Genomic DNA, 13,220 nt, shown 5'->3' with positions numbered 1-13,220 from the left:
TTCAGGCTCCGGCTTCAGAGGTCAACGGTGCGACCACAGGCGCAGGCGGCGGCAAGAGCGTTCCGGCGCAATCGCGAACGCCGGGGACCGGCGCCGTCAACGGCCGATTTGCGGTTAAGCGCGCCACACGGTCCAGCCGCCGCGCATCCCGCCAGCGCCAGCCGCGCCATTGGGCCTGCTGGGCTTGCATCGCCTCCAGTTGCCGAACGCGCACCGAAGCGACACGGTCCCTGAGCGTCGGGTCCGACAGACGCAGCTCCAGTTCGACCAGCGGCGCCAGAGCTGCACCGTTCAGACTGTCCAGATAACAGAGATCCAGTCCCGCCCCCTGCCCGTCGATTTCACGAGCATGGCGCACGTTCCAGGTCGCGGCGATCGCTCCCAGGTCAACCACGCTGACGATCGCCAGAACGGCCAGCCCGACGCCGACATTGACGTTGATCAGCCAGCTCGCGCTCTTGTTCCGCAACAGACGCCAGCAGATAAGACCCAGGCCGACGCCCACAAGCGCCATCCAGATCATGGCAGCGATGCGGAAACGGGTCAGTGAATAGACCTCTATATAGTCCGCCGTTCGCAAGAGACTGGACGCCACCAGCAACAAGTTCTGCCCGACCCAGAGCATGACCAGTCCGCGGATCAGCGGTCTCGACGCGGTCTCTGATCCCGGCCGTAGGAAGACCAGGACGAACAGGCCCGCCAGCAAGGCTGTCACGATCAGCGGATAGGCGCCGCGGTGGGCGTACTCGGCCAGGGACACGCCCTTGGGTAAAGGCGCTCCGCTCCACAGGAAAGTCAGATCCAGCCCGTTCTGCACCGCGAACAGCACGTTGAAGACCACCAAAGACAGGGTGACGGACGTCGCAGCGCCGCCCGGAACGACCCGCCCCTCAAGCGACGGCAAGGCGATCAAGCGACGCCTCCAGCGCGGCCGCAGAATTCCCCCGACCGCCACCAAGACCGCGCCCCAGAAAATAGCGCGAGCCGCCATCTCATGTGTCAGAGAGGGCAGCCGCAGCCGAGTCATCAAATCGCCAATCAGGGGGTTGGCGCTGGCGAATAGGCCCAGAAAAACCACGCCGCCCAAAACAGGTAAAATCAGCAGACGCGCCATGCTCGGCAGGTTGGCGGCGCGCCCACGCCTACGGTTGACGCGGTTCAATCGGATCAAATCGATCCACGGGCCTGCTACAGACACGGCGGCGTGGACGAGCAGTCTTTGGCTCCAGCGCCAAGCGTTCTCGCCGTGGCGGACACGCGTCGATTGCACGGCGACCATCAGAGCCAGCCCGAACAACACCCACGTCAGTAATGCCGGCCGATCAATCATCACAAGAGCCAGCACAGCCGCAAGGCCCGCCGCAACCAGCCCGCGTCGATCCCTGTTCCAGCCTTTGCGAAACAGCAGCGCCGCCCCCAGCCACAGCAAGGCAAACACGCCGAGCGTCGCGCCCGGTCTCTGCATGAAGAACAGAAAGTCAGCCGTCGCGACGAGTAAGACTCCTGCGCCGACCTTCGGCCAGAAGGATGATCGATTTAGCGAGAGGGACACGGGCGAACAGGCCTCCTTTTCAGAAGGAGTCTTGTCGTCGTTCTGCATCAAGCCCTGATGGCCGGGCCGTCAACGATCCAGGCAGAACACGTGCAGAAAGCGTGCAGAGGACGGGCGAGGTCACGTGCACATCCGGCACGTGATGCCAAACAGGTATCACAAACAAACAAATCGGCATTTTAGATCATGACGCACGCCTCCTAAGGTCCATCGGAACACGAAGTGCGGAGACGACAGGGTGCAGGGATCAGCGATTGAACGGGTGGAGACGATCGTCCTCGACGTGCCGACCATCCGGCCGCACGTCCTGTCGGTCGCTACCATGCAGTCGCAGACCGTGGTCCTGGTGCGCCTGCGCTGCGCCGACGGGATCGAGGGGATCGGCGAAGGCACCACCATCGGCGGACTGACCTACGGCGGCGAAAGCCCCGAAGGCATCAAGCTGGCCATCGACGCCTATTTCGCGCCGCTGCTGATCGGCGCCGACACCACCCGCCCGGCCGTGATCATGGAGCGGCTGCGCCGCTCGATCATCGACAACCGTTTCGCCAAGAACGCCGTCGAAACCGCCCTGCTGGACATTCAGGGCAAGCGGCTGGGCGTGCCGGTCGGCGAACTGCTGGGCGGGCGCATCCGCGACCGTCTACCGGTGCTGTGGACCCTGGCCAGCGGCGACACCGCCCAGGACATCGCGGAGGCCGAGGCCATGCTGGCGTCGGGCCGCCACGCCGCCTTCAAGCTGAAGATCGGCAAGCGCCCGGTGCAGGACGACGTCGCCCACGTCACGGCGATCAAGCGCGCCCTGGGCGACCGCGCCAGCATCCGCGTCGACGTCAACCAGGCCTGGAGCGAGGCCGCCGCCAAGCGCGCCCTGCCCCTGTTGGCCGAAGCGGGCGTCGATCTGGTCGAGCAGCCGATCCGCGCCCATGCGACGGCGGGCATGGCCCGGCTGACGGCCATGGGCCTGATCCCCATCATGGCCGACGAAGCCCTGCACGGTCCCGAGAGCGGCTACGCCCTAGCCTGCGGTCAGGCGGCCGACGTCTTCGCCCTGAAGATCGCCCAGGCCGGCGGCCTGACCGAGGCCAAGCGCCTGGCCGGAATCGCCCAGGCCGCGGGCGTCGCCCTTTACGGCGGCACCATGCTGGAAGGGCCGGTCGGCACCATCGCCTCGGCCCAGGTGTTCGCCACCCTGCCCGAGATGGAGTTCGGCACCGAACTGTTCGGCCCCCTGCTGCTGACCGAGGAACTGTTGGTCGAGCCGCTGCACTACGCCAACGGCTGCCTGATCGTGCCCAGCGGGCCGGGCCTCGGCGTTCAGCTGAACGAGGACGCCATTGCGGCGCTCCGCCGCGACCGAGATTCCCGGACCTCGGTGATCACGCCCAAACTGGTTGCGGGGTAAGACGATGCTGTTTCATGTGACCATGGATGTGCGCATTCCGCACGACGCCGACCCGGCGAAGATCGACAGGCTGAAGGCCGAGGAAAAGGCCCGCGCCCAAGATCTGCAGCGTCAGGGAATCTGGCGTCACCTGTGGCGCGTCGCGGGGCGATACAGCAACGTCAGCATCTTCGACGTCGCCGACGCCCAGACGCTGCATGACCTGCTCAGCACCCTGCCGCTGTTTCCCTACATGGACGTCCAGGTCACCGCCCTGTGCCGCCATCCGTCATCGATCCACGAGGACGATCGCTAAGAGCCCCCAAGGGCCAAGTACAATGGAGAGGAAGAAGACATGACCGAAGATTTCGTCGCCACGCCCGAGATTCAGCAGCTTCTCGACCGCGCCAGCGGCATGACCGTCGAGGGCGGTGATCCCCGGCTGAAGTCCATCACCCGCGACGTGGTCGAGGCCTTGATGCGCGTCATCGTCAAGCATGACGTCAGCGAGGACGAATTCTGGGGCGCGATCAAATTCTTCCAGGACGGCGCCCAGGAGTTCGGCCTGATCGTGCCGGGTTCGGGTCTTGAGCATTTCATGGACCTGTTCCTCGACGCCAAGGACGCCGAGGCGGGCCGCACCGGCGGCACCCCGCGCACCATCGAAGGCCCCCTCTATGTCGAGGGCGCGCCGCTGGTCGAGGGCGACAGCGTCAACCTGACCGACGACGCCGACGACACCGACACCCTGTATATGACCGGCAACATCGTCGGCCCCGACGGCGAGGCGCCCGCCGATGCCATCCTCCACGTCTGGCACGCCAATTCGAAGGGCTTCTATTCCCACTTCGATCCGACCGGCGAACAGACGCCGTTCAACAACCGCCGCCGCATCAAGATCGGCGCGGACGGCCGCTACTACTTCAGCTCCAAGATCCCCAGCGGCTATTCGGTGCCGCCGAACGGCGCGACCGACCGGATGCTGAAGGCCATCGGCCGCCACGGCAACCGCCCGGCCCACGTCCACTTCTTCGTCGAGGCGCCCGGCTATCGTTCGCTGACGACCCAGATCAACTTCGGCGACGATCCGTTCGCGGCCGACGACTTCGCCTTCGCCACCCGCGACGGCCTGCTGCCGGTGCCGCAGCGTCAGGGCGACAGCGCCTATGTCGCCTTCGACTTCACCCTGCAGCGCGCCGCTGAAAAGACCGACGAAAGCCTGTCCGGCCGCGCCCGCGCGGCGGCCTGATCGAAAGACCTGCGGTTCGTGTCCAAGATTTTCGCTTCTCCCCGCGCCGCGCTCGAGGGCCTGTTGTTCGACGGCATGACCATCATGTCCGGCGGCTTCGGGCTCTCGGGCAACCCCGAGAGCCTGATCCCCGAGATCCGGGCTTCCGGGGTCGGCGGGCTGACCGTCATCTCCAACAATGCGGGCGCCGACGGCTTCGGCCTGTGGATGCTGCTGGAGAGCCGTCAGGTGAAGAAGATGATCTCCAGCTACGTCGGCGAGAACAAGCTGTTCGAGCAGCAGTATCTGTCCGGCGAGCTGGAGCTTGAACTGAACCCGCAGGGCACCCTGGCCGAACGCATCCGGGCGGGGGGCGCGGGCATCCCCGCCTTCTATACCCGCACCGGCGTCGGCACCGTCGTCGCCGAGGGCAAGCCCGTCGAGACCTTCGAGGGCGATGACTATGTGCGCGAGACCTGGCTGCGCGCCGACCTGTCCATCATCAAGGCCTGGCGGGCCGATCCGGCCGGGAACCTGATGTTCCGCAAGACGGCGCGCAACTTCAATCCGAACATGGCGACCGCCGGAAAGACCACCGTGGTCGAGGTCGAGGAGATCGTCCCCGAAGGCGCCCTCGATCCCGACGCCATCCACACGCCCGGCATCTATGTCGACCGCATCGTCCTCTCGACCATCAATGAAAAGCGCATCGAGAGGCTGACGACCCGGCCGCGCGAGGAGGCCTTGTCATGAACTGGACCCGTGACGAGATGGCCGCCCGCGCCGGTCAGGAATTGCGCGACGGCTACTATGTAAACCTGGGCATCGGCATCCCGACGCTGGTCGCCAACCATGTGCCCGCAGGCGTCCGGGTCACGCTGCAAAGCGAGAACGGCCTGCTGGGCATCGGTCCCTTCCCGTACGAGGGCGAGGCGGACCCCGACCTGATCAACGCCGGCAAGCAGACCGTGACGGTGCTGCCGACCTCCAGCTTCTTTTCCTCGGCCGACAGCTTCGCCATGATCCGGGGCGGCCATATCGACATGGCCGTGCTGGGGGCGATGGAGGTCGCCGCCAACGGCGATCTGGCCAACTGGACCATCCCCGGCAAGATGGTGAAGGGTATGGGCGGGGCGATGGATCTGGTCGCCGGGGTCAAGCGCATCGTCGTCGTGATGGATCACGTCGCCAAGGACGGCTCGCCCAAGATTCTGGAGCAATGCGCCCTGCCCCTGACCGGTCGGAAGGTCGTGGATCTGATCATCACCGATCTGGGCGTCATCGCCGTGGATCGCAAACAGGGCGGCCTGACGCTGATCGAGACCGCGCCCGGCGTGACGGTCGAGGAGATCACGGCCAAGACCGGCGCCCCGCTGGCCATCGCGGCGGCGGCGGCATGAGCGCCCCCACGCAAGCCTTCATCTGCGACGCCGTCCGCACGCCCGTCGGGCGGCTGAACGGCGGACTGTCGGCGGTGCGCGCCGACGATCTGGCGACGATCCCGCTGCGGGCGCTGGCCGAGCGCAACCCTGCGCTGGACTGGAGCGCCGTCGAGGACGTCATCCTGGGCTGCGCCAATCAATCGGGCGAGGACAACCGCAACGTCGCGCGCATGGCCGTGCTGCTGGCGGGCCTGCCCGAGACCGTGCCGGGATCGACGATCAACCGCCTGTGCGGCTCGGGCCTCAACGCCGTGGGGCTGGCGGCTCAGGCCATCCGCGCGGGCGAGGCCGAGCTGATGATCGCGGGCGGCGCCGAGAGCATGACCCGCGCCCCCTATGTGATGGGCAAGGCCGCGACCGCCTTCGACCGCGCCCAGACGATCGAAGACACGACGATGGGCTGGCGCTTCATTAACCCGGCCCTGCGCGCCGCCTATGGCGTGGACACCATGCCCCAGACGGCCGAGAACGTGGCCGAACAGTGGGCGATCACCCGCGAGGCGCAGGACGCCTTCGCCCTGGACAGCCAGACCAAGGCCGCCGCCGCCCTCGCCTCGGGCCGGTTCGACGCCGAGATCACGCCCGTCTCCGTGCCGCAACGGCGCGGCGACCCCGTCGTCTGCGCCGTGGACGAGCATCCGCGCGCCACCTCCCTCGACGCCCTCGCCAAATTGAAGCCGGTCGTGCGGCCGGAGGGCACGGTGACAGCGGGTAACGCCTCGGGCCTCAATGACGGAGCCGCCGCGATGATCGTCGCCTCCGAGGCCGCCGCCCGCGCCCACGGCCTGACCCCGCGCGCCCGCGTCCTGGCCATGGCGGCCTCTGGCGTGGCGCCGCGCATCATGGGCGTCGGCCCGGTCGAGACGGCGCGCAAACTGTTCGCCCGCACCGGCCTGAGCATGGCCGACATGGACGTCATCGAACTGAACGAAGCCTTCGCCGCACAGGCGCTAGCCGTGTTACAGGAACTTGAGGTCGATCCGCGCGATCCCCGCTTGAACCCCAACGGCGGCGCCATCGCCCTGGGCCATCCCTTGGGCATGTCGGGCGCCCGCATCGTCATGACGGCGGTGGAGCAGCTTCATCGTACCGGCGGCCGCTACGCCCTGTGCACCATGTGCATCGGCGTCGGTCAGGGCATCGGCATGATCGTGGAGCGGGTATGAGCGAGCAACACGTCACGCTCGGCGACGGCTGCCGTCTGGCCTATCGCTTCGACGGCCCGGAAGACGCGCCCGTGCTGCTGCTGTCCAATTCTCTGGGCACCCGCATGGAGATGTGGGACGCCCAGATGGCCGCCTTCGCCGCACGGTTCCGGGTGCTGCGCTATGACAGCCGGGGGCACGGCGCCTCGGACGCGCCTGCGGGCGCCTACGGTCTCGATCGGCTGGGCCGCGACGTGGTGGAGTTGCTCGACGCGCTTGGCCTAGAGCGCGTCGCCTTCTGCGGCCTGTCGCTGGGCGGCATGGTCGGTCAGTGGCTGGGGGTGCGCGCGCCCGAACGGCTGGAGCGGCTGGTGCTGGCCAACACCTCGGCCTTCATGGGTCCGCCCTCGGCGTGGGATGCGCGCATCGCCAGCGCCCTATCGCAGGGGATGGCGCTGCTGGCGGCGGCCTCGGTCGCGCGCTGGTTCACGCCGGTCTTCGCCGCCCACGCGCCCGATCCGGTCGCCGTCATCGAAGCCGGACTGCTGGCCACCTCGCCGCAGGGTTACGCCGGGTGCTGCGCCGCCATCCGCGACATGGACTTAAGACGGCTGGGCGGGTTGATTACCACGCCGACGCTGGTCATCTCGGGCGCGGCCGATCCGGCCACCCCGCCCGACCACGCCGCCGCCCTGGTGAAGGCCATCCCCGAGGCCCAGTTGAAGGTGCTGGACGGCGCCCACCTGTCGAACGTCGAACAGCCCGACCTCTTCGCCGGCGCCGTACTCAGCTTCCTCTCGGCCTGATCTGACTGCGGGTGCGTTCACGCACCAGGGCGCAGAAGCCGCCCAGCACCGAGGATCGGTTGTCGCGCAGATAGGCCAGGCTCAGCTGCGTCTCCTGTTCCTCGCCCAGCAGGGGGCGATAGGCGACGCCGTGCAATTGAGCCTCCGAGGTCGATTCCGGCACGAGCGACACCCCTGCCCCCACCGAAACCAGCGACAGGGCCGTCTGGATCTCCAGCGTCTCCTGCGCGATCTCGGGGGTGAAGCCCTCGGCCCGGCACAGGTCCAGCACATGGTCGGCGAAGCTGGGTCGGGGCTGGCGCGGGTAAAGAATGAAGGGCCGCACCGCCAGATCGGCCAGGGCGATGTGGCTCTGTTCGGCCAGCACGTCGGTGTCGGGCAAAGCCACGATCAGCGGTTCGCGCTGGACCACCTCGCTGACGATGTCGGGATCCTGAATGCCGGGTCGGGCGAAGGCCACGTCGATGGAGCGGTCGCGCAGCGCCACCCTCAACTCGGCCGTGTTCATGGCGTGCAGCACCAGTTCAACCTCAGGATACTGTTCGCGATAGGCGTTGAAGACGCCCGGCAGGATCGAAAAGGTCGCCGAGCCGACGAAGCCCACCTGGATCACCCCGACCAAGCCCTCGGCCGCGCGGCGCGCCACGCGCACGGCGTCGGCCACCCGCGCCTGAATGTCGCGGGCGCGCGGCAGCAGGGCCTCGCCCGCCGGGGTCAGCTGGATGACGCTGCGGCTACGGTCGAACAACAGGGCGCCGATGGCGTTCTCAAGGCTGGCGATCTGACGGCTGAGGGCGGGCTGGGCGATGAAGAGGCGTTCGGCCGCCCGGCCGAAGTGCAGTTCTTCGGCCACGGCAAGAAAATAGCGCAGACGCCGCACATCGACGCCCGAAAGGACGGCGCGCGGCAGAGGTTCCGGCATCGGCGAGCGTTTCATTCCAACATCAGAGCCTGACGCCCGACCGCAAGGCAATAACCAAAAGGCATCAGACTCTGCCCTTTTTGTATTGGCCCATTATCAGACCCTCCGACAGTCTTCGTTTCAGGGACAAGCAACGAGCCGCGAAAAGCGGCCCAACCCAGGAAACGAACATGACAGCGGCGCCCAGCCCGATCACGCGATCCTGCCCGGTTCCGGGCAGCCGACCCAAGCTCCAGACCGTCGTCCGCCATGTGACGGACAACGGCATCGTGGAGTTCGACTTCATCTACGGCGACCCGGACCTGAGCGTCGAACTGGTTCTGCCGATCGCCGCCTTCAAGGAGTTCTGCTTTGAGAACGGCTGCCTGGTGACCGCCGCCGATCCCGCCGCCAGCCACGCCGTGCTGCGCCTCGTCAAGGACGGCCCCGCCGTCGCCCCCGTGTCTGTTGGAGCGTCACAATGAACATCGACCTCAAGGCCGAGGCGATCACGCCGCGGCGTCACACCTTCTCGCACATCGCGCGACGGTTCGGCGTCGACAAGCCCGCCTCGCGCTATGACGAGGCCACCTATGACGTGCAGCCGATGGTCAACTTCCACTATCGGCCGACCTATTCGCCCGAATTCGAGCTGTACGACCCGCGTCGCACGCGCATCGTGATGAAGGATTGGTACGTCTTCCGCGACCCGCGCCAGTTCTACTACGCCTCCTACAACATCAGCCGCGCGGCCATGCAGCAGTCGTTCGACGACGCGGTGAACTTCGTCGAGAAGCGCGACCTGATCGCTGGCGTCGATCCGGCCTGGCGCGACCTGTTCGCCGCCTATCTGCTGCCGCTGCGCCACGTCGAGTGGGCGGCGAACATGAACTGCCAACTGATGGCCGACTGGGGCTTCGGGACGCAGATCACCTCGGCGGCCGCCTTCTGCGGGGCCGACCGACTGGGCATCGCCCAGGTCATCTCGCGCATCGGCCTGCTGCTGGGTCAGGGCACGGAAAGCGCCCTGGCCGAAGCCAAGACCCAATGGCTGGAGGCCGATGTCTGGCAGCCGATGCGACGCCTGGCCGAGGATCAGATGGTGGTCCACGACTGGTTCGAGCTGTATGTCGCCCAACTGATCGTGCTGGACGGCTATATCTATCCGCTGGTCACCGGCGCCTTCGACCGCGCCGGCGCCGCGCACAACGGCGCGCCCTTGTCGATGATGACCGGCTTCCTCGGCGACTGGTTCGCCGACAACAGCCGCTGGACCGACGCCGTGGTCAAGGTAGCGGCGGCTGAATCGGACGCCAACCGCATCGTCCTGGGCGAGTGGTTCGAGCGCTGGTCCGCCCGCGCCGAAGAGGCCGTCCGCCCGATCGCCGCCATGGTGCTGGGCGCTGAGGGCGACGCGGCCGTGGACGCCGTCGGCGCGCGTCTGCGCGAACGGATGGTCGGCCTGAACGCCCTGGAAGCCCGGGAGATGGCGGCATGATCAAGCCCGTTTCCATCAGCATTCAAAACACTCAGGACGGATTCGCCATCGTCGAAGCCATCCTGGCCGACAACCCCGAGGCCCAGAGCACCCCCTTGCCGGCCATGACCAAGATCGACTGCCCCGGTCGGCTGGAGATCCGCGCCGAAAGCGTTTCCGAACGCCTGGGCCGCGACTGGGATCCTCAGGAAATCCACCTCAGCGTCATCTCCCTGTCCGGTTCGGTGGACGAGGACGACGGCTCTCTGATCATCTTCTGGAGATAGGCATGACCCCGCGCAAAATGAGCCTGAAGCAGAAATACGGCGCCTATACGCGAGGTCTGGACTGGAAACCGACCTATCAGAGCGCCGACGACATCTTCCCCTTCGCCAAATATGAAGGGATCAAGATCCACGACTGGGACGCCTGGGAAGACCCCTTCAAGCTGACCATGGACGCCTATTGGAAGTTCCAGGCGGAGAAGGAGCGCAAGCTCTACGCCGTCATCGACTCCATGGCCCAGAACAACGGCCAGCTGGGCATCACCGACGCCCGCTATCTGAACGCGGTCAAGCTGTTCATCCAGGGCGTGACGCCGCTGGAGTATCAGGCGCACCGCCACTTCGCCCACCTGGCGCGGCACCTGCCGGGCGCCGGCCTGCGCGTGGCGGCGCAGATGCAGTCGATCGACGAACTGCGTCACTGCCAGACGCAGATCCACACCATCAGCCACTACAACAAGTATTTCGACGGCATCCATGACTTCGCCCACATGCATGACCGCCTGTGGTACCTGTCGGTGCCCAAGTCCTTCTTCGACGATGCGACCAGCGCCGGGCCGTTCGAATTCCTGACCTCGATCAGCTTCGCCTTCGAATACGTCCTGACCAATCTGCTGTTCGTGCCCTTCATGTCGGGCGCGGCCTATAACGGCGACATGGCGACGGTGACGTTCGGCTTCTCGGCCCAGTCTGACGAGAGCCGCCACATGACGCTGGGCCTCGAAGCCGTCCGCTTCCTGCTGGAACAGGACGAGGCCAATGTGCCGATCGTCCAGGGCTGGATCGACAAGTGGTTCTGGCGCGGCTACCGCCTGCTGTCGCTGGTCGGCATGATGATGGACTACATGCTGCCCAAGAAGGTCATGTCCTGGGGCGAGGCGTGGGAGACCTATTATGAGCAGGCGGGCGGCGCCCTGTTCGCCGACCTGGCCCGCTACGGCATCCGCGAGCCGAAATACGCCGACGTCGCCAAGGCCGAAAAGGGCCACATGACGCACCAGGCGTGGGGCATCTTCTACAACTACACCCACGCCGCCGCCATGCACACCTGGGACATCGACGAGGCCCACATGGCCTGGCTGCGCGAGAAGTATCCCGACACCTTCGCCCAGCACTATGAGCCGCGTTATCGCAAGTGGCGCGAACAGGCCGAGGAAGGAAAGCGCTTCTACAACGACGGCCTGCCCCAGCTGTGTCAGGTCTGCCAGATCCCGATGGCCTTCACCGAGGTCGGCGATCCGAACACCATCAGCTTCCGCGTCTCAGAACACGGCGGCGACAAGTTCCACACCTGTTCGGACGGCTGCAAGGACATCTTCGACCACGAGCCGGAGAAGTACGCCCAGGCTTGGCTGCCGGTGCACCAGATCTTCCAGGGCGCCTGCGGCGGGGCGACCCTGCCCGAGGTGCTGGACTGGTATCACATCAACCAGGGCGCCGATAACATGGACTACGCCGGATCCCCCGAAGAAGAGCAGTGGAACCGCTGGATGGAGGGGCGCCGCCCCGTCGTCCCGGTCGCGGCGGAATAAGGAGGACAGCTCATGGCCACCGCAAGCCTGCACCCCGGTTACACCGGCCCCGTCCGCGACCGCGTCGAGAACTTCAATGGCGCCCAGCTGGTCTATGTCCACTGGGAGGAGCATCTGAACTTCTGCTCGGCGATCACCCTGCCGCTGCCGCCGCAGACGCCCTTCGCCGCCCTGACCGGCGAGATCCTGCCGTCGCTCTACGCGGTGGATCCGGAATGGGCCGAGGTCGACCTGTCCAAGGCCCGCTGGATGCTGGACGGCGCCGACTGGACGCCCGATCCGGCCCGATCGCTGGCCGATCAGGGCGTCGGCCACAAGTCGCTGATCCGCTTCTGGACCGGCCTTTCCGCCACGGCCTGAGGATACGCCGATGCCGACCCTGACCATCGAGCCGATCGGCGAGACCATCGAGGTCGCGCCCGGTCAGACCCTGCTGGACGCCTGCCTTCGGGCCGGCGTCTGGCTGCCCCACGCCTGCGGCCACGGCCTGTGCGGCACCTGCAAGGTCGAGGTGCTGGAAGGCGAGGTCGATCACGGCGGCGCCTCCCCCTTCGCCCTGATGGATTTCGAGCGCGACGACGGCAAGACCCTGGCCTGCAGCGCCATGCTGTTGGCCGACACGGTCATCGAGGCCGACGTCGACGAAGACGAAGACGCCCGCCGCATCACCGTCGACGACTATGTCGGTCAGGTCGAGCATCGCGAGATGATCACCCCGGACATCATGGCCCTGTGGCTGCGTCTCGACGGCGCGGGGCTGGACTTTCAGGCGGGGCAGTACGTCAACCTGCGCCTGCCGGGCATAGAGGGCGCCCGCGCCTTCTCCATCGCCAGCAGCCCGGCCGAGCCGAACCTGATCGAACTGCACATCCGCCGCGTGCCCGGCGGCGCCGGCACCGCCTGGCTGCACGACGAGTTGAAGGCCGGCGACCAGCTGGAGTTCACCGGGCCGATGGGTCGCTTCTACGTCCGTCGCTCGGCCGAGAAGCCGCTGATCTTTCTGGCGGGCGGATCGGGTCTGTCCAGTCCCAAGGGCATGATCCTTGACCTGCTGGAACAAGGCTATTCCGAGCCGATCACCCTGCTGCACGGCGGGCGGCGCCCGTGCGACCTGCACTTCGGCGACCTGTTCCGTCGGCTGGAGGCCGAACACGACAACTTCCGCTATGTCCCCGCCGTGTCCCAGCCCGAGGCCGACGACGCCTGGGACGGCGAGACAGGATACGTCCACGAAGCGGCCGAACGGCTGTTCGAAGGACGGTTCAGCGGTTGTCAGGCCTATCTGTGCGGGCCGCCGCCGATGATCGAGGCGGGCGTCATCGCCCTGATGAAGGGCCGCCTGTTCGAGCGGGACATCTTCATGGAGCGGTTCCTGACGGCCGGCGACGCCGAGGCAACGGCGCGCTCGCCCCTGTTCCGCAAGATCTGACGCCGAAACGCCGCGTCTGAGGGGGCGCGGCGCAATCCAA

At 66.9% G+C, this 13,220-nt stretch carries 15 protein-coding genes; 13 read left to right on the top strand and 2 right to left on the bottom strand.

Annotation, left to right across the window (positions count from 1 at the left end):
- Position 1: 1 nt before the first annotated feature.
- Positions 2-1,600, bottom strand: coding sequence for a DUF4153 domain-containing protein (locus AC3A3G_RS04180; RefSeq protein ID WP_487487628.1), 1,599 nt, complete (start codon positions 1,598-1,600; stop codon positions 2-4).
- Positions 1,601-1,790: 190 nt separating this feature from the next.
- On the opposite strand from AC3A3G_RS04180, the gene AC3A3G_RS04175 reads away from it, so the two are divergent.
- The 7 genes from AC3A3G_RS04175 to pcaD are packed head-to-tail and all read left to right on the top strand — an operon-like array spanning position 1,791 to position 7,557.
- The gene (locus tag AC3A3G_RS04175) at positions 1,791-2,957 is read left to right on the top strand and encodes a muconate/chloromuconate family cycloisomerase (RefSeq protein WP_487487627.1); all 1,167 of its coding nucleotides are present in this window, start codon (positions 1,791-1,793) and stop codon (positions 2,955-2,957) included.
- A 4-nt stretch (positions 2,958-2,961) separates the two neighbouring features.
- On the top strand, positions 2,962-3,252 hold the full coding sequence (catC, locus tag AC3A3G_RS04170; protein WP_200165468.1) for a muconolactone Delta-isomerase: 291 nt from the start codon (positions 2,962-2,964) through the stop codon (positions 3,250-3,252).
- A gap of 39 nt (positions 3,253-3,291) precedes the next feature.
- Positions 3,292-4,185, top strand: coding sequence for a dioxygenase family protein (locus AC3A3G_RS04165; RefSeq protein WP_487487626.1), 894 nt, complete (start codon positions 3,292-3,294; stop codon positions 4,183-4,185).
- A 9-nt stretch (positions 4,186-4,194) separates the two neighbouring features.
- Positions 4,195-4,917 (top strand): CoA transferase subunit A, encoded by a 723-nt coding sequence (locus tag AC3A3G_RS04160; protein WP_487487695.1) that lies wholly within the window; start codon positions 4,195-4,197, stop codon positions 4,915-4,917.
- Positions 4,914-5,564 (top strand): 3-oxoacid CoA-transferase subunit B, encoded by a 651-nt coding sequence (locus AC3A3G_RS04155; protein ID WP_200165471.1) that lies wholly within the window; start codon positions 4,914-4,916, stop codon positions 5,562-5,564. The genes AC3A3G_RS04160 and AC3A3G_RS04155 overlap by 4 nt, the downstream gene beginning before the upstream one ends.
- Positions 5,561-6,772, top strand: coding sequence for a 3-oxoadipyl-CoA thiolase (gene pcaF / locus AC3A3G_RS04150; RefSeq protein ID WP_368924820.1), 1,212 nt, complete (start codon positions 5,561-5,563; stop codon positions 6,770-6,772). Before AC3A3G_RS04155 ends, pcaF begins: the two co-directional genes overlap by 4 nt.
- Positions 6,769-7,557 carry a 3-oxoadipate enol-lactonase gene (gene pcaD, locus AC3A3G_RS04145; RefSeq protein ID WP_368924821.1) on the top strand — a complete coding sequence of 263 codons (789 nt, stop codon included), beginning with the start codon at positions 6,769-6,771 and terminating at the stop codon, positions 7,555-7,557. Before pcaF ends, pcaD begins: the two co-directional genes overlap by 4 nt.
- Here the strand turns inward: pcaD and AC3A3G_RS04140 are convergent.
- A complete protein-coding gene (locus tag AC3A3G_RS04140) occupies positions 7,538-8,494 on the bottom strand; it encodes a LysR family transcriptional regulator (protein WP_368924822.1) in 957 nt (318 codons plus the stop codon). The genes pcaD and AC3A3G_RS04140 overlap by 20 nt on opposite strands.
- Positions 8,495-8,649: 155 nt before the next feature.
- Here AC3A3G_RS04140 and AC3A3G_RS04135 point away from each other — a divergent pair, with 155 nt between their 5' ends.
- From AC3A3G_RS04135 to AC3A3G_RS04110, 6 genes are read left to right on the top strand one after another with little or no spacing between them, the layout of a single operon-like run.
- Positions 8,650-8,943, top strand: coding sequence for a phenol hydroxylase subunit (locus AC3A3G_RS04135; protein WP_368924823.1), 294 nt, complete (start codon positions 8,650-8,652; stop codon positions 8,941-8,943).
- Positions 8,940-9,956 carry a ferritin family protein gene (locus AC3A3G_RS04130; RefSeq protein ID WP_368924824.1) on the top strand — a complete coding sequence of 339 codons (1,017 nt, stop codon included), beginning with the start codon at positions 8,940-8,942 and terminating at the stop codon, positions 9,954-9,956. The genes AC3A3G_RS04135 and AC3A3G_RS04130 overlap by 4 nt, the downstream gene beginning before the upstream one ends.
- A complete protein-coding gene (locus AC3A3G_RS04125) occupies positions 9,953-10,222 on the top strand; it encodes an MmoB/DmpM family protein (protein ID WP_200165483.1) in 270 nt (89 codons plus the stop codon). Before AC3A3G_RS04130 ends, AC3A3G_RS04125 begins: the two co-directional genes overlap by 4 nt.
- A 2-nt stretch (positions 10,223-10,224) precedes the next feature.
- The gene (locus AC3A3G_RS04120; RefSeq protein ID WP_289647617.1) at positions 10,225-11,751 is read left to right on the top strand and encodes an aromatic/alkene/methane monooxygenase hydroxylase/oxygenase subunit alpha; all 1,527 of its coding nucleotides are present in this window, start codon (positions 10,225-10,227) and stop codon (positions 11,749-11,751) included.
- A 12-nt stretch (positions 11,752-11,763) separates the two neighbouring features.
- On the top strand, positions 11,764-12,111 hold the full coding sequence (locus AC3A3G_RS04115; protein WP_412877438.1) for a phenol hydroxylase subunit P4: 348 nt from the start codon (positions 11,764-11,766) through the stop codon (positions 12,109-12,111).
- A 10-nt stretch (positions 12,112-12,121) separates the two neighbouring features.
- Positions 12,122-13,180 carry a 2Fe-2S iron-sulfur cluster-binding protein gene (locus tag AC3A3G_RS04110; RefSeq protein ID WP_487487625.1) on the top strand — a complete coding sequence of 353 codons (1,059 nt, stop codon included), beginning with the start codon at positions 12,122-12,124 and terminating at the stop codon, positions 13,178-13,180.
- Positions 13,181-13,220 lie beyond the last annotated feature (40 nt).

This window comes from Brevundimonas sp. Soil_N_31 (assembly GCF_057655995.1).
This window is presented reverse-complemented; position numbering and strand designations above follow the sequence as displayed.